The sequence below is a fragment of the Photobacterium indicum genome (assembly GCF_003026215.1).
GTDB classification, from domain to species: domain Bacteria; phylum Pseudomonadota; class Gammaproteobacteria; order Enterobacterales; family Vibrionaceae; genus Photobacterium; species Photobacterium indicum.
On sequence record NZ_PYOC01000004.1, the window covers coordinates 286,020 to 311,312 of the forward strand.

The following is a 25,293-nucleotide window of genomic DNA, read 5'->3' on the forward strand; positions in this document are numbered from 1 at the left end:
TAGCCCCCTTCACGAATTAATTTATATAACTCGCTTGACCTTACACCAACTAGAAGGTTTATTGTTACTATCAAATTAAAATATTCTTTACTTTTCCACTTATCGCTTCTCGTAGCTAAGGTGACAAACATGACCGAATTTATCCTTCCTCTCGGAAAAGTTCGTTGTATGAATTGTGCGAACAAAATCCACACCGCTCTAACGACCTTACCGAATATCGAGCATGTTGAGGTAAATACTCAACGCGCCATCATTATAGGAAACGTTGAGCTAGCACCCATCATGTCAACCATTACAGCACTGGGCTACGAGGCGGGCTATCAGCACATATTGCCACTTCAGGGCTTATCATGTGGTAAATGTGTGGCAAAGGTAGAAGCTGCGCTAGCTGAAAATAACCAGATCACTGATTTTTCAGTTACCAAAACACAAGCATCAGTAACAGGGGCAATCACAGAACCAAACTTAATCACACTGATCAAAACGTTAGGTTACTCCGTGCCTACTGAACACACTTTTCATTTTGCTTTATCGGGGCTAAATTGCGGTAAGTGCGTCAAAAAAATCGAAAATGCACTCGCTGAGCAAGCTACTGTTAGCGATTTCACCATAAGTAAAACGCAGGCGACTATCACAGCTAAAAACGAAGCTGATACGCTTATATCTCTGATTAAATCACTTGGCTTCATGGCGAAAAAAGTAGATGGTACTGAGACTGTAGTCAATCACGCCGATATAGAAATAAGCCATACAAAAGACACACCGAATATCGCCCCAATACAAGAAGGTGCCTCTTCGAGTACTTTGCAATTCCTACTTTCTGGAATGACATGTGCAAGTTGCGTATCTTCAGTAGAAAAAGCGATCTTGGCAGTGCCTGGTGTCGAACAAGCCAATATCAATCTAGCAGAACGTACTGCATTAGTTACCGGTACAGCCTCTGACCAACATATTATAACGGCTATCATTAATGCAGGTTACGGGGCTGAATTGAGTGCAGATGAACAAACACGCCGCGCACGCCAACAAAAACAGAATGACACGACATATCGCCTGCATATGCGTAATGCCTTTGTTTCTCTCGGTCTAGGTATTCCTCTAATGGCCTGGGGGCTATTAGGCGGGAATATGACGATTAACTCTTCTAGCAGTCAAATTGCCTGGGGGGTAATTGGCATTATTACCTTTGTTTTATTAATCACCGCTGGGCGCCATTTCTTTATTAACGCCTGGAAAGCATTCGTACACCACCGTGCAACCATGGATACCTTAGTCGCCCTTGGTACAGGATCCGCTTGGCTATTTTCAATGTTAGTGGTTATTGCACCCGATATTTTTCCAGAACCCGCTCGTCATGTGTACTTTGAAGCAAGTGCAATGATTTTAGGCCTAATCACCGTCGGGCATGCACTTGAAGCGAAAGCACGTAGTCGTACATCAAAAGCATTAGAGCGTTTAATCGATCTGCAGCCTCAAACAGCCATTGTTATTATTAATGGGAACGAGCAAGAAGTGCCACTCGCCGACGTACAAGCAGGCATGTTGGTACGCCTTCATCCTGGGTCAAAAATACCGGTTGATGGGATCGTTGAAGAAGGTCAAAGCTATATTGATGAATCAATGTTGACTGGTGAGCCAATTCCAGCCAACAAGCAAGCCGGAGATAAAGTTCACGCTGGCACAATGAACCAAAATGGCAGCCTAATTTTTAAAGCTGAACATATTGGTAGCAATACCATGCTAGCGCGTATTATCCAGCTAGTTCGCCAAGCCCAAAGCAGTAAACCCGCACTGGCACGGTTAGCTGATACTATTTCAGCGATCTTCGTTCCTAGCGTCATGATTATTGCCATTATAACCGCTATGGCATGGTACTACTTCGGGCCAGAACCCTCGTCGATCTATATGCTGATCACAGCAACGACAATATTAATCATCGCTTGTCCTTGTGCGCTTGGTTTGGCAACCCCAATGTCGGTAACCGTAGGGGTGGGCCGTGCAGCAGAATATGGCATCTTAATTCGTGATGCAGAAGCGATGCAACTTGCCGCTGATATCGACACCGTAGTGCTCGATAAAACGGGAACACTGACAGAAGGCAAACCTCAAGTTGTTAATATTCATACCTACAACAATACTCAAAGTAACGACTTACTCAACTTAGCAGCCAGCCTTGAACAAGGCTCTGAGCACCCTCTGGCACGTGCAATTATTGATGCCGCCAATGCCGAAGAACTTTCACTACTTAAACAGCAGTCATTCGAAGCCAAACCAGGCTTTGGTGTTATAGGTAAAGTAAGTGAACACCAACTTCTATTAGGCAATGCTCGTTTACTTCAACAGCATCACATTAACATTGATGCTGCAGATGAAGATGTTCATATTATTGCCAGCAAAGGGGCAACCCCTATCTACATGGCGATTGATAACCAGCTAGCAGGGGTATTGGGGGTTAGCGATCCCTTACGTCAAGATTCCATTTCAGCGGTAAAACGTATGAAAGCAATGAACCTTAATGTGGTGATGCTAACGGGTGATACACTGGTTACAGCCAATGCCATCGCCAATGAAGCAGGCATTGATACCGTCATTGCAGGGGTATTACCTGATGGAAAAGCTGCAAAAATAGCGGAACTTCAACAACAAGGGCATAAAGTTGCGATGGTTGGGGATGGTATTAATGATGCCCCTGCTCTCGCACTGGCAGAGGTCGGTATTGCGATGGGAAGTGGTAGTGATATTGCAATTGAAAGTGCCCAGTTTGCGTTAATGCGTCATTCTTTGCACGGTGTGGTTGATGCTATTCAGCTCTCGAAAGCAACATTGAAAAACATGAAGCAAAATTTATTTGGTGCCTTCATATATAACTCGTTGGGTATTCCGATTGCAGCAGGTGTGCTATTTCCATTAACTGGCACCTTATTAAGCCCTGTTATTGCAGGGGCAGCCATGGCTCTATCGTCTATCACCGTGGTAAGCAATGCAAACCGCTTACGTTTATTCAAACCTAATCAGCAGGAGAAATAATATGGTTGGTCTTATCGGATTGTTCGCTATTGGTTTTATCATCTGGTGGTTTTGGTTACACCCTGCGACGAAAGCAAAATAATACCGTTAATCATTCCCATTGAATGACGCTATTTTACCACACCCAAACGGCCGATTTATCGGTCGTTTCCCCCTCTCTATTCCAGCCTACTGGCAATGGTAAATTATCGATATAATTGATATAACAAACTCTCTTGCAGCAACTTTGGTTTAACCATGTTCAAAACTTTGTTTTCAAAAGCACTTATGGTGCTGCCATTTATTACAACATCAGTTTTTGCCGAGCCTATAGTTTGGCAAGTAAAAGACGCTAACCGTGAATTTATTATTTTAGGCTCTGTGCATGCTGGCACTGATGATATGTATCCTTTGCCAAGTGCCTTTTTAGAGCACTGGAAAACGGCAGACAGCCTCGTTGTTGAGGCCAACATTCTACGCCCCTCTCAAGCAACTTTAGATATGTCAGGGCCTACAACATCATCTATGCTGAATCACCAACAGCTTGAAAAACTCGCTTCAATCGCCAATGACTTAAAGCTGCCTTATTCATCTCTCAGTAAAAATCCGCCTTGGCTAACAGTGATCAGTATTCAAATGTCACTTGCCACTCAATTAGGCTTGAGTGCAGAGCAAGGTATTGACACCATTTTACTGCGCAGGGCAATGAACGATGATTTGCCTATTCTTGAATTAGAAAGCGTTGAACAACAACTATCAATGTTAAAAGGGATGCCCAACCACGGCAAAGAAATGCTCACAACATCAATTGATGACTGGGAAAAAATGAGCAGCGAATTCACGTGCCTCATTAATGCTTGGAAAGCAGGCGATAGCCAGAAATTAACTGCGCTCTTCGAAGAAAGCCAACACAGTGAAGCTGTTGATAATGTACTTATTTTCGATCGTAATAAAGACTGGACTAACCAATTAACCAATGGCTCACCTTACCAACAAGGTAAGTTTATGATTGTAGTAGGCGCATTCCATTTATTCGGTGATAAAGGGTTACCTAATTTATTGAAGCAGAACGGATTCACTGTCACGCAGCTGACAAAAAGCAAAAAGGTTCAGTGCTGATAAGAAGATCACGAAGAACAACAGAAGCGCTTAAGCATGAATAAAAACATATACTAAAAACGAAAAAAGCCCCGTCCTAAGACGAGGCTTTCAAAAGTGGTCGGTGAAGAGGGATTCGAACCCCCGACCCTCTGGTCCCAAACCAGATGCGCTACCAAGCTGCGCTATTCACCGACATTGTATATTTTAAATCTTACCAGATTGATTCTATCCGACTTGCATCAAACAGAAATAATAGTGGTCGGTGAAGAGGGATTCGAACCCCCGACCCTCTGGTCCCAAACCAGATGCGCTACCAAGCTGCGCTATTCACCGACATTGTATGTTTTAAATCTTACCAGATTGATTCTATTCGACTTGCATCAAACAGAAAGAATAGTGGTCGGTGAAGAGGGATTCGAACCCCCGACCCTCTGGTCCCAAACCAGATGCGCTACCAAGCTGCGCTATTCACCGACATTGTATATTTTAAATCTTACCAGATTGATTCTATTCGACTTATATCAAATAGAAATAATAGTGGTCGGTGAAGAGGGATTCGAACCCCCGACCCTCTGGTCCCAAACCAGATGCGCTACCAAGCTGCGCTATTCACCGACATAATCAACAGGAGTGCTGTTGAGGTCGCCTATAATACTCAGCACTGAATATTAAGCAAGTTTTACAAGCCATTTTTTTTAATTCTAGATTCAGTTGCTCATCAATCACACAAACCAGAGGAAACACCGTTACTTAAGTGATCTAAAACACACCATTAAAAACAGAAATTAAACATCTTACCAACCATTGATCCAAATCATCATAACGTTTTCATTCATTGATTATCTTGTAGCCACTAACTCACGACTTTAAGGAAAGCACATGGATTTTTGGCTGGATCTTCTATTTGGTAACGCTGTAGGGCTCTCTTCAATGATCGTCATCTTTATTACGTTGGGTTTAATGCTATTTTTTGGCGGCTACTTTGTTTACAAAGTGTTGTCAGCCCCCTCTCCTCACTAGAGCCATTTCGCAATATATTTTACTTGCGCCAGGATCAACTTGTCGGTATTGATCCTGGGTTTATTTTATCTTTATCCTTCCCAGATTGCCTCGTATAATTACCTCATAGCCCTTTAACGCCAAAGCATCATGTCAGATAATAATGAATTAGATCTCTTTCGAGAGATGATGGCCGATGTTTCACCACTCGAACAAGATCAAGTTGAAATAACTCAAAAATACCAAATAACAGAAACACATTTAGCACGTCAGACAGCAGCTCAAACCCTTACTGAAAGTGATCCTGAATATTTATCACTTGATAACGTCATAATGCGAAAGCCTGAAGATATTATTGAGTTCAAACGAGATGGCGTTCAGGAAGGTGTATTTAGAAAACTACGGCTTGGAAAATACGAAATACAAGCTCGCTTGGATCTTCATCGTAAAACCTTAAAACAGGCACGAGATGAAATTCTACAATTTCTAAAACAATGCCAACGCATGGATATTCGTACTGTCATTATCATTCATGGCAAGGGCGAGCGTTCTGATCCACCAGCAATGATGAAGAGCCATGTCGCAACATGGTTAGAGCAAATATCTGACATCATGTGTTTTCACTCGGCACTACGACAGCACGGCGGTAATGGGGCAACGTATGTAATGCTAAAGAAAAGCCCAGCCAAAAAACTCGACAATCGTGAGAAGCATCAAAAGCGCCAACGTTAAGGGCTATTTACTTTCACGATAATAACCTCAACGCTTCGGATCGAGGCTAAAAAAATCAAATAAAAAGGCTTTCCGAAGAAAGTTCCAGAAAGCCTTCTTTACTGTATGAATTTATATATTCAATTGTCTTTCGCTGCTCTCTACGCTTGAATAACCACTCGAATTGCCAAAAGAATGAGAACAACACCTGACAATTGATCGATCAATTGAGCTTTAGTACGCAACTTATCTAATACCTTCGGATTCGATAATACAAAAGCAATAAAGGTATACCATAAACCATCAACCAATAATGGTGTGGCAACTATGATGGAACGGCTGGTCATTTCGGTACCAACAGCAACAAACTGACTGAATAGTGCTAAAAAGAATAAAGCCAGCTTGGGATTTAACAATGAAATCATCAAACCATCACGAGCCGCTTCACGTAAGCGTGCTTTTTTACCCGCTGAAAGTTTCGCCGCCACACCACCTTTCGAGCGCAGTGCATTTACCCCTAGGTAAGCCAAATAAGCTGCACCTGCATAAGAAATAAATGTAAACACAGTAGGTGACTGCTTTAATACGACTGCTAAGCCCAACAATGTTAGTAGTGCATACACACCAACACCGATTGCATGCGCCCATGACGTAACAATGCCATGCAGCCTTCCGCTTGCAAGGCTATGTTTAGCCACAACCGCTAAGCTTGGCCCCGGCGACATCGCCCCTAACATACAAATCATTAATAATGAAAACCAAATACTCAGTGTCATGCTTTTGCTCCTTTTGCATGGCGGTAAACTAACAAGCAATGGTTATAATTAGAAATCAAAACAATTCATCAGCCTCATGATTATTAATCATGGGCATTGAATACATCGAGCTTCGCATAATAGTTAAGAGTAATGTTCGCATCCATTGATGTGACGGTTCATTATTATATTTAGGGTGCCAAAGTAACCAATATTTATGCTCGGGCACAGATATAGGGAAAGGGAGAGGAAGGTAGGTAATAGGAAAAAGTTGCTTCATATTCACGGCAATATGTTCTGGGATCACCAACAGCATATCAGAACGACAAATGGTATTAAGCGCTGAAGTAAAAAAAGGGACTGATAGCTTAACCCTTCGACTTAATCCTTGTTCAGCTAAACACTGATCAACAAAGCTGTCTTTATCTCCCCCGCCTGTTACTGATGCATGGTCATAATACAAAAAATCATTTAATTGCAGTGAATCCACCATCGCTAAAGGATGATCAGAACGCATCACACACACAGGATAATCCGCCCCAATCGGTTCGCCACATAAACCATCTGGAATAGCTGGTAGCATGGTAGAGACAAATTGAATATCAAGATCAGCTAATTGAGCAAATTGCTTGGGTGACCACAACTGATAAGCGACACTAACGAGTGGAGCGTGCTCGCGCAGATGCTCAACCACCTCAGGAAGAATATATTGCGCCACATAATCAGAAGACGATAGCACCACTTTTCCCTGCCATTGTTCAGGCTGAAAGGTGACTGGTTCAAACAAGCTATTGCACTCAGACAAAAGTGAATCTAACTGCAGTTTCAAGGCTTCTGCACGGGGGGTCAGCAATAATCGATTCCCCTCACGTATTAGCAAGGTATCGTTAAATACTTCACGCAATTGGGTTAACTGTCGACTCACTGCCGATTGAGTAATATGCAAACGCTCTGCTGTACGACTAACATGGCACTCATCAAGCAGCACTTGTAACGTACGCAATAAATTGAGGTTATGACTCTTCATCGATTCTTTCGCTACTCTTTTGCAATCAAAGCAAACTGACCAGATGTTAGCGACAATAAATCGTTAGGTGCTAGCTCAATTTCTAGGCCACGACGCCCCGCACTCACACAAATTGTTTCTAGTGGCTGGGCTGATGAATCTAAAAATGTAGGTAATCGCTTCTTTTGCCCTAATGGGCTAATTCCACCAACAATATAGCCCGTTGTCTTCTCAGCTATTAGTGGATCAGCCATTTCGGCCTTCTTTCCACCCGCCGCCTTTGCGGCAGCTTTTAAATCCAACATGCCAGACACAGGCACAATAGCCACCGCCAATTTTTTCGGGTCGCCATTAAGTGAAAATAGTAATGTTTTGAAGACAAGGTTCGGGTTTTGACCTAACACTTCAGCAGCTTCTAGACCAAAGTTAGTATTGGCAGGATCATGTTCATATTGATGAACATTAAAGTGAACCCCTTTCTTTTTAGCTAACTTTATTGCTGGTGTCATTATCGCTGACTCCCTTATGGTAAATGACAATGCTTAAGCCATTTACTATATGCCTTACCACCAATCAACACCAGTAAAGAGAACGGCTCTATCCAAGTGCAACAGCAAATAATTACGACAAGAAGATATAAAAAAACGGCACCCTACAGCTTAATACTCATAATAGTAAAAAACCAATAAGATACCGCTCTCATTAATCTGTATATCGTTTATTTATAAACGATTTCGCCTTTTGGTGCATAAGCGTTTACATCAATCGGGCTGTTAGCTTGCAAGAACTCTTTCAAGACTTCTGCATCTACAAAGCCAGTATTCACGTAACCAGTATGATCAGCAATTTTCGGGTAACCATCGCCACCTGCAGCATTAAAGCTTGGGATAGTAAAACGGTATGTTGCATTAAGATCTAATGCTTTAGCACCAATCTTAACGTCATGCACTTTACCCTGCTCTACCACCATAGAAATGCCATAAAACTGCGCATAAGCACCAGAATCAACAGGTTTTGTTGCCACAACATTTAAGTAATCTAGGATTTCTGCGCCCGTCATGTCGGTGTAAGTTACGATATTGCCAAATGGCTGAACCGTTAACACATCTTTATACGTGATATCACCGGCCTCGATAGAATCACGCACACCGCCAGAGTTCATGACAGCAAAGTCTGCTTTGGCACGCTGCATGTGAGAAGCCGCGATCAAACGACCAAGGTTAGTCTGCTCGAAACGAACAACACTGCGATCGCCTTCTAACTTGCCATTAGAATTAGCAATTTTAATGTTAAGTTGATCCTGACCTTTTTCTTGATATGGTGTTAAGAAAGACAATACAGCTTGATCTTCAGTGATTTCGTCTTGAATAAAGACGCGCTTTTTAGAGCCATCAGGCATCTTCACTTTTTTCTTCAAGTTAACAGGAATCAAGTTATAGCTAACCATCTCCAGTTCGCCGTTCTGGAATTCAAAATCCGCACGACCAACATACTTGCCCCATTCGTGTGCTTGAACAATCCATGTACCATTTTGTTGGTCTGGCTGACAAGCATCACCTGGATTAAAGTTTTTATTGTACATATTTGGACCTTCCATACAGACGGGCTCTTGCGAGTGGCCGCCTACAATCATGTCCAAATCACCTTCATCAACATAGCGCGCTAACGCTACATCACCAGGCGCATTCACACCACGGTTACCATTTTCATAATGGCCCATATGCGTTGCTGCAATAATCACGTCTGGCTTTTCTGTTTCTTTTAGCTCAGCAATTAACTTTTTAGCTTCCGATTTAGGATCACGAAAATCAATGCCGCTAATATATTCTGGATTACCAATTTTCGCCGTATCTTCGGTCGTTAAACCAATGACTGCAATTTTAATCCCTTGCTGCTCAAAGATTTGATAAGGCTGAAATAAACGCTTGCCTGTTTCTTTATCGTAAATATTTGCAGATAGCATTGGGAATTCTGCCCACGCTTCTTGCTTACGCAGTACTTCAAGCGGGTTATCAAACTCATGATTACCTAATGCCATTGCATCATAACCCAGCATATTCATGCCTTTAAAATCGGGTTCTGCGTCTTGTAGATCAGATTCTGGTACGCCAGTGTTAATATCACCACCAGACAGAAGCAATGCTGTACCGCCTTCAGCCTGCACTTCCGTGCGCAATTCATCTAACAGCGTTTTACGCGCTGCCATTCCGTACTCACCATTTTTATTCTGCCAGAAACGGCCATGATGATCGTTGGTATGAAGAATAGTGATCTTATACGTTTTATCAGCATCCCATGCTGGTGAGGCGATATCAGCTTGGCTTGCACAACCAGAAAGTACTGCAAGCAAAGCTGCGCTCAATGCTGTTTTGGCAAATAGGCGTTGCTTCATGGTTTCCACCTTAATCGTTTTTATTGATTTTATTCCACTGCCTGCACTCCCTTGTTATTGATTATTAACAAGGCATGCAGAATTTAACTTGCGTCAGTCTAAGTTAATTCATCAGCAGTTGCGGATTCATTTCATCAATATGTTGAGTAGATCACTTTACATAAATGCAAAAATTACGCGGTATACGCAACACGCATAAAAAAGCTCCGCAAATGCAGAGCTTTTGATATTTCTATAAATAGTGTTAATTAATGAAAACAGTACAACGTCATTAACCGTTAAGCATTCGCTAATTGACGATTAGGGTGCTTCAATAAAACCGCAATAACGGCAGCAATCGCTAAGAAGAAACAATAATAAGAGTGGCTAACCACTTCAAGTGGCGATAAACCAAATACCGACCCCAATAATAATGCTTGAGCACCGTAAGGTAGAACGCCCTGAACCACACAAGAGAATATATCGAGCAAACTTGCACTACGACGAGGCGTTACACCATTCTCTTCAGCTAGTTCACGTGCAACGCCACCTGAAACAATAATCGCTACCGTGTTATTAGCAGTACAAACATTCGTTAAACCAACCAAACCTGCAATGCCAAACTCACTTGCTCGTAGGTTTTGTCCTTGCGAGTGATCTTTACTAAAGACTCGAATAATACGGCTAATCATTTGCGTTAAATACGCAAGGCCACCTTGTTGGCGCATTAGCTCACTGATACCACCAATAAGCATGGACAGTAAGAAGATTTCTTGCATATTGCCGAAGCCAGCATAGATGTCTTTTGCGTACGTCGATAAACTATAGTCGTCAACCGACACAAGGCCAATACCACCCGCTAACAAGATACCGATACCCAGCACCACGAACACATTCAGACCCGATACCGCCAACACTAAAATCGTAATGTAAGGCAATACTTTTAACCATTCAATATCACTCGCTGCAGGTACTTCAGTAACAGTGCTACTAAATGCGAACACCAAAATAGCAACAATTGCAGCAGGTAAAGCAATGCGAATATTCTCGCGGAACTTGTCTTTCATCTGACAGCCCTGCGAACGGGTAGAGGCAATAGTCGTATCAGAAATAATGGATAAATTATCACCAAACATCGCACCACTCAGTACAACACCAGCCGTTAGCGCGACATCCATTCCTGCTGCTTGAGCTAACCCCAGAGCCACAGGCGCAACTGCCGCAATCGTACCCATAGAAGTACCCATTGCAGTTGCGATGAAAGCAGATATCACAAAAATACCCGGTAAGATCATACTTGCAGGAATCATTGAAAGACCAAGATTAACGGTCGCATCCACGCCCCCCGTAGCCTTAGCAACAGCAGCAAAAGCACCCGCTAATAGATAAATCATACACATTGCAATGATGTCGCTATGACCGACACCACGTAAAAACTGCTCGATTGCTTTATTTAATTTTTCTTTGCTCAGTAGCAGCGCAATAACGATCGCAGGTAATGCGGCAACAGGAGCTGGCAACTGGTAAAAAGCAAAGTCGACACCTTGCATAGTTAAGTAAGTTCCAACACCAATAAAGAGGCTTAGAAACACGCCTAAAGGCAGCAGTGCAAGTGCTGATGGCTTAATGGTAGATTGTTGTGTTGTGTTCGACATGATGACTACAGGACATCTATTTTAGAATTTGTCATAGACTAAAACTTCCATCTATACGTGTCAACTTCTAGACGTCTAAACATCTAAATAAACGATTATTACTGGTCATATCGACAACAAGGTTCTTCGTCAATTCACATATCAATGAATTTTTTCTCACCGACATACACAGCAAGGTGCTTATATTGTATAGAACATGTACTATACCGTCACCAATACCATATAAAAAAATTTAAAATGAAATTAACCCTCAAAACAAAGTTAATCGGCTCAATACTCATTGCTATTAGCATTATAGCGACAAGTCTGATCTGGCTTGCCTCACAAGAACTTTTTTCACAAACGAGAAATGGCATTTACTCCCGTGCAATAAGCCTCACCAATATTGCTACAGATAGCATTGGTTCTTGGCTTGATGACCATAAACTCATCATTCAAAGTACATCTAAAGTAACGGATATATCGCTATTACAGCCAGCAATGCTTCAAGCAAAACAGATTGGAAAATTTAACGATGTATTTTATGCCGACTTAACGGGTCAGCTATTTATTGCCGGACAAAACACAGCACTTAAAGGTTTTGATGCCCGACAACGAGAATGGTATAGCAAAGCCTTAAATGCTAACGACGTCATTGTTTCATCACCTTACATAGGTGCTGATAATGGGAAAACAATGATTACCTTTTCGGTACCCATTTATATAAATGGGCAAAAATCTGGTGTGATAGGGGCTGATATCCCATTAAATTCATTACAGAATAATATTAACAATTACGATGTTGGCGACAGTGCCCATGCAATGTTACTGACCAATAAAGGTCAAATTCTTGCCTACCCTGCTCCCAATTTAATTATGAATAAATTTATCAGTGTAGCTCCAGAATTAACACCAACCGCAATTGATGCAGCTATACAGAATAAGAGCATTGAAATCTACCAGCAGCAAGGCAAAGACAAACTTGTTTACTTTGATGCTATCGCCAATAGCAACTGGTTATTCGCCGTTGAAATGGATCGCGATACAGAAGAAGCCAGTCATCAACGTTTATTGCGCCAACTAATTATGACTGGAACCATTGCAACATTGTTGGCCATGCTCTTTGTTTCTTGGTTAATTAACTATTTGTTCCGCGATTTGGCTCGTGTCTCTCAAGCCTTAGCAGAAATAGCCAATGGAAAAGGTGATTTGACTCAGCGCTTGGAACCCAATAGTGATGATGAAGTCGGTCAGCTTGCCATTAACTTCAATCGCTTTGTAAGCAATATGCATACCATGGTCAAACAATTAAACAAGGTATCTGCATCACTCAACCAACAGTCACATACAACCGCAGCACAGGCAGAAGAACGCAGCACGCGTATTCAGCACCAGCAAGATGAAATTAATATGGTCGCAACAGCCATTAATGAAATGGCGGCAGCAACGCAAGAGATCGCCCACAATGCTGAAAATACAGCAAAAACATCGAGTGAAACTGTCACAGTCGTTGAACACGGGACAGCACAGGTTCACCAAAGCCAAGGGTCTATTGCCAATTTAGCGACAGACGTTAAAACCGCCACCGAGGTTATTGAAGAATTAAATACCCACGCACAAAGTATCAATACCATTTTATCGACGATTCAGGGTATTGCTGAGCAGACTAATTTACTCGCATTAAATGCGGCAATTGAAGCGGCACGAGCAGGAGAGCAAGGACGAGGCTTTGCTGTCGTTGCTGATGAAGTACGCGTACTTAGCCAGCGCACCCACGCATCAACGCAAGAAATTCAGCAAATGATTGAAACGTTACAACGAACAACCACTCATGCTGTGGGTATCATGGGGGATAGCCGCCAATTAGCAGAAGCAACAGTTGAAGATGCGACAGCCTCTTCCGACAGTTTATCTCAAATCAATTCAGCAGTAGTCAACATCAGCGACATGGCAACTCAGATTGCCTCGGCGGCTGAAGAGCAATCTTCGGTAACAGAAGAAATCACTCGCAATACAGTCGGTATTCGTGATGTTTCTAACGAACTAGCCATTGAAGCAACGGAAGCCGCCCAACAAGCAGCTGAATTATCTGAACTGTCACATCAACTGCAGCAAGAGATAAAACAGTTCAAGCTATGAATAAAATGACATAAATCCCCCTAAAAAAGCCGATGTTTATATGCTTCGGCTTTTTTATATTTTAGCCCCCACTACCGACAATTATTTGACGAACATGCGAAATACGTCAAATAAAATGCAGAATAACATATTGATTTTATAATAATTAAATACTTGCCCATTTATCGTGCAAAATATGAATAATAGCTCTAAACTCCACCAGCTTATATTAAATTACTCCATTCTTTCCTCTGAGACTAAAAATGAAATTAACATTAAAACAAAAACTCATTGGTGCCAGCTTATCGGCCGTTGTTGTCATGGCAACTGCCTTGACTTGGTTAGCTGCAGATCAATTATTCGACCAAACTCGTAGTGGTATTTATGCCCGTGCAGAAAGCTTGTCAGCAACGGCGGCTGAAGGGATTTCTAATTGGGTATCGATTCGAACCGATATCGCAAGTGCTGTTAATGACTACAGCACAGAAAAGAATGTCATTCCTTTTTTACAACAAGCGCGTAAAGCGGGTGGATTTGACGAGGTTTTCCTTGGTACTCCTGCTGGTGGCATGTTCCGTGCACACCCAGAACGTAACCGTGCAGATTATGACCCACGCACTCGCCCTTGGTATCGCGATGCACAAACTGCAGGCAAACAAATCATCACAACGGCATACCTCGATGCCATTACTAATTCACTGCTAATTACAATTGCCGAGCCAGTAAATAAAAATGGTAAATTTATTGGGGTTGTCGGTGCCGATGTACTAATTGATCAGCTGATCAATGATGTAATTAGTCTTGATGCGGGTGATAACGCTTACGCAATGCTAATCAACAAGCAAGATGGCACCTTTCTAGCGCATCCTAATGAATCGCTACTGTTAAAGCCAATTAACAATTACAGCAAAGACATTAGCATGCCGGCAATTAAATCTGCTATTCAAGACAATCGCATTGAAGAACTGACGATTCAAGGTAAAGCCAAACTGTTGTATTTCGCTAATGTACCCGGTACTGACTGGGTCATGGGCCTTGAAATGGACCAAGCAACAGAAGAAGCAAGCCATGCATCACTACTTCGTCAGCTAATTATTACATCTATTATTATCACACTCGTTGTTGTGGGTGCCGTTGCCTCGCTTGTCGGCTTCTTGTTCCGCGATTTGAGCCGCGTTTCAGATGCATTGGCAGAGATTGCGACAGGTGAAGGCGATCTCACTCAACGCCTTGAACCACGTAGTGATGATGAAGTTGGTCAGCTCGCGCATAACTTCAATCGCTTTGTCGGTAATATGCACGGTATGGTGAGCCGTTTGAGTGAAGTGTCAGCATCTCTGAACCAACAATCACACATTACGGCTTCCCAAGCGGAAGAGCGTAGTACCCGTATCCAGCATCAGCAAGACGAAATCAACATGGTCGCAACCGCAATAAATGAAATGGCGGCGGCAACCCAAGAAATAGCAGGCAATGCTGATAATACTGCAAAAACTTCAGGTGAAACGGTTGCAGTATCTGAACATGGCGCAACGCAAGTAAACCAAAGTCAGCAATCAATCAGTAGCCTTGCGGGTGAAGTTGAAACAGCAACGCAAGTTATTGGTGAGTTGAATACACATGCACAAAGCATCAATACGATTCTTTCAACAATTCAAGGCATTGCAGAACAGACAAACTTACTGGCACTCAATGCAGCCATTGAAGCAGCACGCGCTGGTGAGCAAGGTCGTGGTTTTGCTGTCGTTGCTGATGAAGTGCGTGTATTAAGTCAACGTACTCACGCTTCGACTCAAGAAATTCAACAAATGATTGAAACCTTGCAGCAAACGACAGGTCGCGCTGTTGGTATTATGGAAGATAGCCGTCACCTTGCTGAAACCAGTGTTGATGATGCAAATTCTGCATCAGCAAGCTTATCGCAAATTAATACTGCAGTAACAAATATCAGTGATATGGCTACCCAGATTGCATCTGCAGCTGAAGAGCAATCATCTGTAACTGCTGAAATTACGCGTAATACGGAAGGGATCCGCGACGTTTCTAATGAATTAGCAGTAGAAGCAGACCAAGCAGCACAACAAGCTGCAGAATTATCTGAACTGTCACATCAACTGCAGCAAGAAATTAAACAATTCAAGCTATAAAGAAGCAGTATTAAAAATAGAAATAATCCTAAAAAGCCGATGCTTATATGCATCGGCTTTTCTATGCTTAAATCCCGCCATTTATTTGACAAATATGCGAAATATGTCAAATAAAATGCAGAATAACATATTGATTTTATAAAATTTAAATGCCTGCCAGTTTTTCGTGCAAAATCTAAATAATAGCTATAGACTTCGCCACCTTATATTGAATTACTCCATTCTTTCCTCTGAGACCAAAAATGAAATTATCATTAAAACAAAAACTCATTGGTGCCAGCTTATCGGCCGTTGTTGTCATGGCAACTGCCTTGACTTGGTTAGCTGCAGATCAATTATTCGACCAAACGCGTAGTGGTGTTTATGCCCGTGCAGAAAGCTTGTCAGCAGCTGCTGCTGAAGGGATCTCTAATTGGGTATCGATTCGAACCGATATCGCTAGTGCAGTTAATGACTACAGCACTGAAGAAAATGTCATCCCTTTTTTACAACAAGCCCGTAAAGCCGGTGGATTTGACGACATTTTCCTAGGTACTCCTGCTGGTGACATGCTCCGTTCGCACCCTGAACGTATTCGCGCGGGTTATGATCCACGCACTCGTCCTTGGTATCGCGATGCACAAAATGCAGGCAAACAAATCATCACAACGGCATACCTCGATGCCATTACTAATTCACTGCTAATTACGATTGCCGAGCCAGTAAATAAAAATGGTAAGTTTATTGGGGTTGTCGGTGCCGATGTACTAATTGATCAGCTGATCAATGATGTTATTAGTCTTGATGCTGGTGACAACGCTTATGCAATGCTAATTAACAAGCAAAATGGCACTTTTCTAGCGCATCCTAATAAATCGCTACTGTTAAAACCAATTAACAATTACAGCAAAGACATTAGCATGCCAGCAATTGAATCTGCTATTCAAGACAAGCGCATTGAAGAAGTGACGGTTCAAGGTAAAGCCAAACTGTTGTATTTCGCTAATGTACCCGGTACTGACTGGATCATGGGCCTTGAAATGGATCAAGCGACAGAAGAAGCGAGCCATGCCTCCCTACTTCGTCAGCTAATCATTACATCTATTATTATCACACTCGTTGTTGTGGGTGCCGTTGCCTCGCTTGTCGGCTTCTTGTTCCGTGATTTGAGCCGCGTTTCAGATGCATTAGCAGAGATTGCTACAGGTGAAGGCGATCTGACTCAACGCCTTGAACCACGTAGTGATGATGAAGTCGGTCAGCTTGCCATTAACTTCAATCGCTTTGTCGGAAATATGCACGGCATGGTGAGCCGTTTAAGTGAAGTGTCAGCATCTCTGAATCAACAATCACACATTACGGCTTCCCAAGCGGAAGAGCGAAGTACTCGTATCCAGCACCAGCAAGACGAAATCAACATGGTCGCAACCGCAATAAATGAAATGGCGGCGGCAACCCAAGAAATAGCAGGTAATGCTGATAATACCGCGAAAACCTCAGGTGAAACGGTTGCAGTATCTGAACATGGTGCAACGCAGGTAAAACAAAGTCAGCAATCAATTAGTAGCCTTGCGGGTGAAGTTGAAACAGCAACGCAAGTTATTGGTGAGTTGAACACACACGCACAAAGCATCAATACGATTCTTTCAACAATTCAAGGCATTGCAGAACAAACCAACTTACTGGCACTCAATGCAGCTATTGAAGCAGCACGCGCTGGTGAGCAAGGGCGTGGTTTTGCTGTTGTGGCTGATGAAGTGCGTGTATTAAGTCAACGTACCCATGCTTCGACTCAAGAAATTCAACAAATGATTGAAACCTTGCAGCAAACGACAGGTCGCGCTGTTGGTATTATGGAAGATAGCCGTCACCTTGCTGAAACCAGTGTTGATGATGCAAATTCTGCATCAGCAAGCTTATCGCAAATTAATACTGCAGTAACAAATATCAGTGATATGGCTACCCAGATTGCATCTGCAGCTGAAGAGCAGTCATCTGTAACGGCCGAAATCACGCGTAATACGGAAGGGATCCGCGACGTTTCTAATGAATTAGCAGTAGAAGCAGACCAAGCAGCGCAGCAAGCTGCTGAACTATCAAACTTATCTCATGAGCTACAAAAAGAGATCAGCCGCTTTAAACTGTAGAAAACCTATTTCAGAACGGGAAAAACACAACCAAAAAGGCTTGCCAGTAGGCAAGCCTTTTTTAGAACAAGCAGTACAGCAAGTAAAATTAAACCAGATTAAAGACGATTGCTGACACCGCCAATAGACCCACCCCTAGAATAAAGTACGTACTAAAATGACGACGATACCGCTTTAATGCCTCTATTTTATAAACGGCAACCATTGGCATAACAAACAAAATCATAGCAATAATCGGCCCAGAAAATGCCTCCATCATGCCTAAGATACTTGGGTTCAATACTGCCGCTCCCCAAATACAAAAGAACATAACGATAATTCCCAAACGATCCATATTTTTATCACTGAATCGGGTTTGTTTCTGCAACAGTCCATTTAAGCTTTCGCGCGCACCAAGAAAATGCCCTAGAAATGAAGATGAGATGGCAATAAACGCTATTAATGGTCCTAAAGCGACAATGAATTGGCTGTCATGCACATTGGCTAAATACGATAACACTGAAACATTCTGCATTTTTGCTTCAAGCAATTGTTCAGAGCTCAAACTCAATACGCACGAAAACACAAAAAACAACACAAAAGAAATCAGCATGACTGATGTGCGCTTTAAGATTTGTTCTGTTTTAGGTAGGGCTTTATTACCATAATGACGACGCTGTGCGCCAGCAAAACTAGAAATTGCGGCTGCATGACTAAAAGCAAAAACAGTAACAGGAATCGCTAACCATAATGTTGTTGATAACTGCCCGATATCGAATGTATTCGACATCTCGGGTAAGCGCCAGCTAGGCACTAGGTATAATGATAAGCCCGCTAAAATAAAGGCTAATGGATACACAATAATTTCAAATACTTTTAGCATGATCTTTTCACCAGCCATCATCACTGAAATCACACCGAACACCAAGATACCTGATAATACAATGCGTGAAGGGGAAGACATACCAAGCTGGTTAACTATAAAACTATCTACGGTATTAGTTAGTCCAACACCATAGATCAATAAGATCGGGAAAATAGATAAGAAATACAGAACAGAAATAATACGACCGGTTGACACACCAAAATGCTCTTCAACAACATTGGTAAAATCAGCATTCGATTGGGAAGAAGACAGAACAAAACGCGCCAAACCACGGTGAGCAAAAAACGTCATTGGCCCTGCCAGTAACGCCATTATTACCAAGGGCCAAAAGCCACCAGCACCAATATTAATCGGTAAGAAAAGAATGCCTGCACCAACGGCTGTTCCAAATAAGCTCAGCATCCAACTGGTATCATGACGGTTCCAACGACTCTGGTCAGCCGATATATTACTTAATGGTATACCTTGAGATAATGACACGCTATATCCTACTAATTTGAAATTTACTCTCGTCCAAGTATGGAGTAGCAGTATTTAATATCCAAAAAAGTGATGTAACAGATATCACTCTATTATTAGTTACCACATAGTTGCATCAGCTAACATTCCCCACACGAATAAGTCATACATCCACAAATAGAGCGCCAACCAGTGAAATCAACCAATTTTAGTGTATTGGTGATATTTTATATAAACACACTAAATCGTTTAAAATAGAAACAAAAAAAGGCTAAACAAAATACTCTGCTTAGCCTTTTTCATTAATCAATTCTCTACACAGTAGATAACTTAATTAATTTCAATCGCCTCAAAGCCCTTGATCAAGTCATCAAGCTGCTTGATCTGGTTTAGGAATGGTTCTAGCTTATCCAATGGGAAAGCAGAAGGACCATCACAACGAGCTTGGTCTGGTGTTGGGTGCGCTTCCATAAATAGGCCCGCAATACCTGTCGCAATACCTGAGCGAGCCAAATCAACGGTTTGCTCACGACGACCACCAGATGCGGCACCTAATGGATCACGGCATTGTAATGCATGCGTTACGTCAAAGATGATTGGACTACCTTTTGATGCTTTTTTCATTACATCGAAACCAAGCATATCAACAACAAGGTTATCGTAGCCATGCAACGCACCACGCTCACAAAGAATCACATTCTCGTTATCACACTCAGCAAACTTCTCAACAATGTTACCCACTTGACCAGGGCTCATGTATTGTGGTTTTTTCACATTAATCACGGCACCTGTTTTTGCCATCGCTTCAACTAGATCAGTTTGGCGGGCAAGAAAAGCAGGAAGCTGAATAACATCAACAACATCAGCTACGGGCTGAGCTTGATAAATTTCATGAATATCAGTGATTATTTTAACGCCAAACGTATCTTTCAACTCTTGAAAAATCTTCAAACCTTCTTCCATACCAGGACCACGGTATGAGTGCACTGATGAGCGGTTTGCTTTATCAAAAGAGGCTTTAAATACGAATGGAATGCCTAGTTTGTTGGTTACTTCAACATAATGCTCACAGATCTTCATAGCAAGATCGCGAGACTCTAGTACGTTCATACCACCGAACAAGACAAAAGGCTTGTCGTTAGCCACATCAATATCACCAACGCGAACAGTTTTTTGTTCCATCATGTTTATCTTCTCGTTTTAATTAATGCAGGGTTAAAGGCTCTTCATTAAGCGCTTGAACCTGTAACTTAAGCAATTCAGCCGCTGGGTCTTCAGGGCATTGCTCAATAAAATAAGCGTAATCTGTTGCTGCTGCATGGCTACAATCTAATTGCTGATAGATATAACCACGATCTCTAATTTCATGGGGATCATCTGGGCGTAAAGACAATGCAAGATCACTACAACGCAAAGCATCGGTATAATGTTCTTCTCGCAAAAGAGCACTTTTCAATACAGTTAACCAACGCGCGAGAATGTCTTTATTATCAGCAGTCGTTAAATGCTCGTCTTTCAACTCACAAAATGGTCCTTTATAACCAATTAGCCAACCGCGTAATGTACGTAAGCTAATGTATTCGCCATCAAAAGGATTAATGAACTGTTGTTCACCATCATACCAATCAATTTTTAAAATATACTGAGTAGGAAAACCAACACTGCTCACCGGCAGTTCAAGATGACGCGCTAAATATAAGAAAATAGCACCAAGACTGACGGGGATCCCTTTTTTACGCTCAAGAACTTTATCCAGTAATGCATTTTCAGAAGAAAAATACTGTTGCTGATCCCCCTGAAACCCCCACTCTCTGTAAAAGAGTCGAATTAACCCTTCCAAACGTAAATGAGGGTTCGGCTCATCCATCAAGGCATGTTCAGCTTCTTTTGCCAGTTGCTTCAACTGTTGGCGAATTCTGGCAGCCGGAAAACTAGGATCAATAACCGAGGTGATCTCTAAAGCACCTTCCACCAACGTCATTTGGTCTAACTCGTCATCATTAAACTGCAACATGATTATCCCAGAAGTGGTGTTTTCAATACCGCAAGCTTAGCCGCTAGTACTATCCAGCCTAATGCGCCAAAAAATGCGAATGTTTTAAATACTTTATTCTTACCCACGTGTAATGTGAAAACACCTAATGCGATATAAGCAAATACACACGTAATTTTTTCAGTTAACCAACCACCACCAGCAGTAAAAGGCATAAAACCGGTAATAAATATAAGCCCGACACCTGTTAGCAGCAGCACTGTATCTACCGCATGCGGGGTGATTTTCAGGAATTTCTTTTCCAGTAACGGGGAGTTAGCCATCATCAAACAATAACGGACAACAAATAAAGACACACTCAGTGCAATAGCGACGAAGTGAAGGTGCTTTACTGATTCATACATATATATTCTCTCTATCCTTGCCAGCAACCTAGGGTGACTCGATCGAGCCCCGCATAGTCTTGCGCGGTTGAGACCAGGTGATAACCTAGTTCCTGTAAAATGTGCCGTACAGCTTCACCCTGTTCGAAACCGTGTTCCATTAGCAACCAGCCACCTGTTTGCAAATGCTGTCGACCTTGCTCACTGATAATTTGAATATCAGCTAATCCATTATCATCTGCAACCAATGCCGTTTTCGGTTCAAAGCGTACATCACCCAACACCAAATGCGGGTCTGCTGCATCAATATAAGGGGGGTTACTCACAATCACTGAAAATAGCTCATCACTAGCAAGCGGAGTGTACCAACTACCAGCTAAAAAACGCGCATTCTGCATATTAAGACGTTGAGCATTTTCAGCAGCAAGTTCAGCGGCTTCTGGACGTAAGTCTATTCCTGTAACCTGAACATCATTACGCTCAGACGCAATCGCTAAAGCAATCGCCCCCGTACCCGTACCTAGATCAAGAACTGTACATGCCTGAGTGGGTATTTTCTCTAATGCCAACTCAACCAAGCGCTCGGTATCAGGACGAGGGATTAACGTAAAGGGGGAAACCTTTAAAGGCAGCGACCAAAACTCACGTTCGCCTAAGATATATGCGACAGGCTCCCCCGTAATACGTCGAGCAAGAAGCGCCTCAAATAGCGTGAATTGCTCATCACTTGGCTCTTTTTCAGGCCAAGTTAGCAAGTAACTGCGAGGTTTATCTAGCACATGGCAAAGCAATACTGCGGCATCCAATTGCGGGCTATCAGAGCCCGCCTTGGTTAACTGCAACGTTGCCTGTTTTAACAAAGCATCGATGCATAATGGCATTAGTTTTGCTCTGCCATCGCAGCCAATTCGTCTGCTTGGTGTTCTTGAATAACAGGTTGAATCAAGCTATCCAGATCCCCTTCCATCACCTCATTCAAACGATAAAGAGTTAAGGTGATACGGTGGTCAGATACACGTCCCTGAGGGTAGTTATACGTACGAATACGGTCTGAACGATCACCTGAACCAAGTAGATTACGACGCGTGCTTGCTTCTTCTGCATGTCGTTTTTCTTCTTCAGCTTTAATAATACGTGCAGCAAGAACAGACATTGCCTTCGCTTTGTTCTTATGCTGTGAGCGTTCATCCTGACATTCAACCACAATCCCCGTTGGTAAGTGAGTAATACGAATAGCAGAGTCAGTCGTGTTAACGTGCTGACCCCCCGCGCCTGATGAACGGAACGTATCTATTTTTAGATCGCCAGTATTAATTTCAGGAATTTCCGCTTCAGGAATTTCAGGCATTACCGCAACAGTACATGCTGAAGTGTGGACACGGCCTTGTGATTCTGTCGCTGGTACACGCTGTACACGGTGACCACCAGACTCAAATTTCAATACGCCGTAAGCGCCATCGCCACTAACCTTCGCAATCATTTCTTTGTAACCGCCCTGCTCAGAACGGTTTTCATTGATCACTTCAATACGCCAGCCACGACGCTCTGCATATCGACTGTACATACGGAATAAATCACCCGCAAAAATACCCGCTTCATCACCACCTGCACCGGCACGAATTTCAACAAAACAGTTACGATCATCGTTAGGATCTTTAGGAATCAATAGCACCTGAAGTTCATCTTCAAGACGAAGAATATTTGCTTTTGATTCTTTAACTTCTTCTTGTGCCATTTCACGCATTTCAGGATCATCTTCTTTCGCCATTTCTTCTGCGGCTTCAAGATCATCTTTTGCGCCCAAATAAGCCTGGAAGCATTGCGTAATGTCTTCTAACTGAGAGTATTCTTTAGACAACGCTCGGAACTTGTTTTGATCACTGAGAATGCCTGGATCACCAAGCAAATGTTGAATTTCTTCGTAACGCTCAACCAGGGTTTCTAATTTAACTAAAATTGATGATTTCATAGGATCTTTAAATTAATCTTTAATCGAGTCCAAACCCAGCGTTTCACGAATAACAGACAGTTTTTCCGGTTCACCATTGTGAGCCGCCTGCTGCATCGCACGGGTTGGCGCATGAATGAGTTTATTGGTCAATTTATTACTTAATTCAGCCAATACTTTCTCAGGAGCCACGCCATTAGCAATAGCTTGTAGGCTTCGGCTTAGCATGTCATTTTTGATATCATCGGCAAAACAACGATACTGACGAATACTGTCGACAGCTTCCAGTGAACGTAACCAACTCATAAAAGCTGCACTTTCTTCACTGATAATTGCTTCCGCTTGGATGGCGGCTACCTTACGTTGTTCTCGGTTTTTTTCAATGATGCTGTGTAAGTCATCCACTGTATATAAATACACATCATTTAAATCACCCACTTCCGCTTCGACATCACGGGGAACCGCGATATCAACGAGCAGCATTGGCTGATGTCGACGTGCTTTTATGGCTTTTTCTACCATACCTTTACCCACAATTGGTAAAGGGCTAGCCGTTGAACTAATCACAATATCTGCACGGTGTAAATGTTCTGGTATCTCTGGTAAGCCAATTACTTCTGCGCCAAACTCTTCAGCTAAATTGGCAGCTCGCTCTTTCGTTCGATTCGCAACAATTAACTTATTACAGCCTTGCTCGACTAAATGACGAGAAACAAGTTCGATTGTTTCACCTGCCCCGACCAACAGCACAGTAGCATCAGAAAGAGACTCAAAAATTTGTTTGGCTAATGTACAAGCAGCGTAAGCAACCGATACAGCGTTTCCGCCAATATCCGTTTCAGTGCGAACACGCTTCGCAACAGTGAATGTTTTGTGGAACAGCTTTTCTAGTGTGCCATGAATTGCATCATACTCTTGCGAGGAAGAATATGACTGCTTTACTTGACCTAGAATCTGAGGCTCACCAAGTACTAACGAATCAAGCCCACAAGCAACGCGCATTAAATGGCGTGCAGCAGCTTGTTCTTCATGAAAATACAAACTTGGCAAAATCTCTTCTGCTGATAGCTGATGAAATTTCGCTAACCAGTCAATCATGACACCCGGGCCTGAATGCGTTACATCACAGTACACTTCCGTTCGGTTGCAAGTAGATACAATAATGCTACTTGTCACCTCAGGATGTGACTCTAACTGCTGTAGCGCTTCTTTCAGTTTATCTGGTGAGAAAGCTACTTTTTCACGCAAATCGACAGAAGCTGTGTTGTGGTTTATACCTAATGCAAGCAGGGTCATGGAGACAGGTTACCAACTTCGCCAGTGAAAGATCTAAGGGGGGATTTTACTTGATGCCCCACCGTAATAAAAGGCAACAGATGTAATCGTTCCATGATAACCCCATATTTGTAGAGTATTAAATACAATATTTCCATACATCTCCCCATGCAACACCCTTTTGACCAAGTATTAAACAACCCAGAAAAACGATGTAATCGTATGAATAGAAATAAAAAAACACAAATTAAAAACTAAATACCTTGCCTTAAACAAGTCAAAGATTCATCGCGTATAACAAAAAAAAAATTTATGATAAACACACCAATGAAATTACATTTTTATTTGGCTTATCGAATAATTAACGCTATTGTTTGCGCAAAAGCACTCATCGAG

At 42.3% G+C, this 25,293-nt stretch carries 19 protein-coding genes and 4 tRNA genes; 7 read left to right on the plus strand and 16 right to left on the minus strand.

Features of this window, described 5'->3' with window-relative positions; genetic code table 11:
• The first annotated feature begins 129 nt into the window (after positions 1–129).
• Both C9J47_RS14075 and C9J47_RS14080 read left to right on the plus strand, forming a co-directional pair.
• Positions 130–3,027, plus strand: a complete 2,898-nt coding sequence (locus tag C9J47_RS14075) for a heavy metal translocating P-type ATPase (RefSeq protein ID WP_107254095.1) — start codon at positions 130–132, stop codon at positions 3,025–3,027.
• Between the two features lie 237 nt (positions 3,028–3,264).
• Entirely contained in the window at positions 3,265–4,125 is an 861-nt protein-coding gene (locus C9J47_RS14080; RefSeq protein WP_107254096.1) for a TraB/GumN family protein, read from the plus strand.
• A gap of 97 nt (positions 4,126–4,222) precedes the next feature.
• Here the strand turns inward: C9J47_RS14080 and C9J47_RS14085 are convergent.
• From C9J47_RS14085 to C9J47_RS14100, 4 genes are all read right to left on the minus strand, one after another.
• Positions 4,223–4,299 (minus strand) — tRNA-Pro (locus C9J47_RS14085).
• A gap of 64 nt (positions 4,300–4,363) precedes the next feature.
• Positions 4,364–4,440 (minus strand) — tRNA-Pro (locus C9J47_RS14090).
• A 64-nt stretch (positions 4,441–4,504) separates the two neighbouring features.
• Positions 4,505–4,581 (minus strand) — tRNA-Pro (locus C9J47_RS14095).
• 64 nt (positions 4,582–4,645) lie between these two features.
• Positions 4,646–4,722: transfer RNA gene (locus C9J47_RS14100), tRNA-Pro, on the minus strand.
• A 264-nt stretch (positions 4,723–4,986) separates the two neighbouring features.
• On the opposite strand from C9J47_RS14100, the gene C9J47_RS14105 reads away from it, so the two are divergent.
• Both C9J47_RS14105 and smrA read left to right on the plus strand, forming a co-directional pair.
• A complete protein-coding gene (locus C9J47_RS14105) occupies positions 4,987–5,127 on the plus strand; it encodes a DUF3149 domain-containing protein (protein WP_006232775.1) in 141 nt (46 codons plus the stop codon).
• A 129-nt stretch (positions 5,128–5,256) separates the two neighbouring features.
• On the plus strand, positions 5,257–5,838 hold the full coding sequence (smrA, locus tag C9J47_RS14110; protein WP_107254097.1) for a DNA endonuclease SmrA: 582 nt from the start codon (positions 5,257–5,259) through the stop codon (positions 5,836–5,838).
• A gap of 140 nt (positions 5,839–5,978) precedes the next feature.
• Here the strand turns inward: smrA and C9J47_RS14115 are convergent, their stop codons facing one another.
• The 5 genes from C9J47_RS14115 to C9J47_RS14135 all read right to left on the minus strand — a co-directional run bounded on the left by C9J47_RS14115 (position 5,979) and on the right by C9J47_RS14135 (position 11,604).
• Complete coding sequence (locus C9J47_RS14115) at positions 5,979–6,593, minus strand: LysE family translocator (protein ID WP_107254098.1); 615 nt, start codon at positions 6,591–6,593, stop codon at positions 5,979–5,981.
• 55 nt (positions 6,594–6,648) lie between these two features.
• Positions 6,649–7,599, minus strand: a complete 951-nt coding sequence (locus C9J47_RS14120) for a LysR family transcriptional regulator (RefSeq protein ID WP_107254099.1) — start codon at positions 7,597–7,599, stop codon at positions 6,649–6,651.
• A gap of 11 nt (positions 7,600–7,610) precedes the next feature.
• Positions 7,611–8,087, minus strand: a complete 477-nt coding sequence (ybaK, locus tag C9J47_RS14125; RefSeq protein ID WP_107254100.1) for a Cys-tRNA(Pro) deacylase — start codon at positions 8,085–8,087, stop codon at positions 7,611–7,613.
• Positions 8,088–8,296: 209 nt separating this feature from the next.
• A complete protein-coding gene (ushA, locus tag C9J47_RS14130) occupies positions 8,297–9,970 on the minus strand; it encodes a bifunctional UDP-sugar hydrolase/5'-nucleotidase UshA (RefSeq protein ID WP_107254101.1) in 1,674 nt (557 codons plus the stop codon).
• A 278-nt stretch (positions 9,971–10,248) separates the two neighbouring features.
• A complete protein-coding gene (locus C9J47_RS14135) occupies positions 10,249–11,604 on the minus strand; it encodes a Na+/H+ antiporter NhaC family protein (protein ID WP_107254102.1) in 1,356 nt (451 codons plus the stop codon).
• Positions 11,605–11,841: 237 nt separating this feature from the next.
• On the opposite strand from C9J47_RS14135, the gene C9J47_RS14140 reads away from it, so the two are divergent.
• The 3 genes from C9J47_RS14140 (at position 11,842) to C9J47_RS14150 (ending at position 17,974) form a co-directional block, all read left to right on the plus strand.
• Positions 11,842–13,722 carry a methyl-accepting chemotaxis protein gene (locus C9J47_RS14140; protein WP_107254103.1) on the plus strand — a complete coding sequence of 627 codons (1,881 nt, stop codon included), beginning with the start codon at positions 11,842–11,844 and terminating at the stop codon, positions 13,720–13,722.
• Between the two features lie 242 nt (positions 13,723–13,964).
• Positions 13,965–15,848 carry a methyl-accepting chemotaxis protein gene (locus C9J47_RS14145; protein WP_107254104.1) on the plus strand — a complete coding sequence of 628 codons (1,884 nt, stop codon included), beginning with the start codon at positions 13,965–13,967 and terminating at the stop codon, positions 15,846–15,848.
• A 242-nt stretch (positions 15,849–16,090) separates the two neighbouring features.
• A complete protein-coding gene (locus tag C9J47_RS14150; RefSeq protein ID WP_107254105.1) occupies positions 16,091–17,974 on the plus strand; it encodes a methyl-accepting chemotaxis protein in 1,884 nt (627 codons plus the stop codon).
• A gap of 88 nt (positions 17,975–18,062) precedes the next feature.
• Here C9J47_RS14150 and C9J47_RS14155 read toward each other — a convergent pair whose 3' ends face one another.
• The 7 genes from C9J47_RS14155 to hemA all read right to left on the minus strand — a co-directional run bounded on the left by C9J47_RS14155 (position 18,063) and on the right by hemA (position 24,918).
• A complete protein-coding gene (locus C9J47_RS14155) occupies positions 18,063–19,319 on the minus strand; it encodes an aromatic amino acid transport family protein (protein WP_107254106.1) in 1,257 nt (418 codons plus the stop codon).
• Positions 19,320–19,628: 309 nt separating this feature from the next.
• Positions 19,629–20,483, minus strand: coding sequence for a 3-deoxy-8-phosphooctulonate synthase (gene kdsA / locus C9J47_RS14160; protein WP_006232765.1), 855 nt, complete (start codon positions 20,481–20,483; stop codon positions 19,629–19,631).
• Between the two features lie 19 nt (positions 20,484–20,502).
• The gene (locus tag C9J47_RS14165) at positions 20,503–21,312 is read right to left on the minus strand and encodes a SirB1 family protein (protein WP_107254107.1); all 810 of its coding nucleotides are present in this window, start codon (positions 21,310–21,312) and stop codon (positions 20,503–20,505) included.
• A gap of 2 nt (positions 21,313–21,314) precedes the next feature.
• Positions 21,315–21,695, minus strand: a complete 381-nt coding sequence (locus C9J47_RS14170; protein ID WP_107254108.1) for a SirB2 family protein — start codon at positions 21,693–21,695, stop codon at positions 21,315–21,317.
• An 11-nt stretch (positions 21,696–21,706) separates the two neighbouring features.
• Positions 21,707–22,555: a peptide chain release factor N(5)-glutamine methyltransferase gene (gene prmC, locus C9J47_RS14175; RefSeq protein WP_107254109.1), complete on the minus strand. Its 849-nt coding sequence runs from the start codon at positions 22,553–22,555 to the stop codon at positions 21,707–21,709.
• A complete protein-coding gene (gene prfA / locus C9J47_RS14180; protein WP_107254110.1) occupies positions 22,555–23,643 on the minus strand; it encodes a peptide chain release factor 1 in 1,089 nt (362 codons plus the stop codon). The genes prmC and prfA overlap by 1 nt, the downstream gene beginning before the upstream one ends.
• A 12-nt stretch (positions 23,644–23,655) precedes the next feature.
• Positions 23,656–24,918 carry a glutamyl-tRNA reductase gene (hemA, locus tag C9J47_RS14185; RefSeq protein ID WP_107254111.1) on the minus strand — a complete coding sequence of 421 codons (1,263 nt, stop codon included), beginning with the start codon at positions 24,916–24,918 and terminating at the stop codon, positions 23,656–23,658.
• Positions 24,919–25,293: the final 375 nt, after the last annotated feature.

What these genes read in the sequence shown, in the direction of transcription:
- C9J47_RS14165 (WP_107254107.1), bottom strand. Translation starts at nt 21,312, where the DNA reads ATGTTGCAGTTTAATGATGACGAGTTAGACCAAATGACGTTGGTGGAA.
- C9J47_RS14140 (WP_107254103.1), top strand. Translation starts at nt 11,842, where the DNA reads ATGAAATTAACCCTCAAAACAAAGTTAATCGGCTCAATACTCATTGCT.
- C9J47_RS14115 (WP_107254098.1), bottom strand. Translation starts at nt 6,593, where the DNA reads ATGACACTGAGTATTTGGTTTTCATTATTAATGATTTGTATGTTAGGG.
- C9J47_RS14105 (WP_006232775.1), top strand. Translation starts at nt 4,987, where the DNA reads ATGGATTTTTGGCTGGATCTTCTATTTGGTAACGCTGTAGGGCTCTCT.
- C9J47_RS14080 (WP_107254096.1), top strand. Translation starts at nt 3,265, where the DNA reads ATGTTCAAAACTTTGTTTTCAAAAGCACTTATGGTGCTGCCATTTATT.
- C9J47_RS14170 (WP_107254108.1), bottom strand. Translation starts at nt 21,695, where the DNA reads ATGTATGAATCAGTAAAGCACCTTCACTTCGTCGCTATTGCACTGAGT.
- prfA (WP_107254110.1), bottom strand. Translation starts at nt 23,643, where the DNA reads ATGAAATCATCAATTTTAGTTAAATTAGAAACCCTGGTTGAGCGTTAC.
- hemA (WP_107254111.1), bottom strand. Translation starts at nt 24,918, where the DNA reads ATGACCCTGCTTGCATTAGGTATAAACCACAACACAGCTTCTGTCGAT.
- C9J47_RS14120 (WP_107254099.1), bottom strand. Translation starts at nt 7,599, where the DNA reads ATGAAGAGTCATAACCTCAATTTATTGCGTACGTTACAAGTGCTGCTT.
- kdsA (WP_006232765.1), bottom strand. Translation starts at nt 20,483, where the DNA reads ATGATGGAACAAAAAACTGTTCGCGTTGGTGATATTGATGTGGCTAAC.
- C9J47_RS14145 (WP_107254104.1), top strand. Translation starts at nt 13,965, where the DNA reads ATGAAATTAACATTAAAACAAAAACTCATTGGTGCCAGCTTATCGGCC.
- C9J47_RS14150 (WP_107254105.1), top strand. Translation starts at nt 16,091, where the DNA reads ATGAAATTATCATTAAAACAAAAACTCATTGGTGCCAGCTTATCGGCC.
- prmC (WP_107254109.1), bottom strand. Translation starts at nt 22,555, where the DNA reads ATGCCATTATGCATCGATGCTTTGTTAAAACAGGCAACGTTGCAGTTA.
- ushA (WP_107254101.1), bottom strand. Translation starts at nt 9,970, where the DNA reads ATGAAGCAACGCCTATTTGCCAAAACAGCATTGAGCGCAGCTTTGCTT.
- smrA (WP_107254097.1), top strand. Translation starts at nt 5,257, where the DNA reads ATGTCAGATAATAATGAATTAGATCTCTTTCGAGAGATGATGGCCGAT.
- C9J47_RS14075 (WP_107254095.1), top strand. Translation starts at nt 130, where the DNA reads ATGACCGAATTTATCCTTCCTCTCGGAAAAGTTCGTTGTATGAATTGT.
- C9J47_RS14135 (WP_107254102.1), bottom strand. Translation starts at nt 11,604, where the DNA reads ATGTCGAACACAACACAACAATCTACCATTAAGCCATCAGCACTTGCA.
- ybaK (WP_107254100.1), bottom strand. Translation starts at nt 8,087, where the DNA reads ATGACACCAGCAATAAAGTTAGCTAAAAAGAAAGGGGTTCACTTTAAT.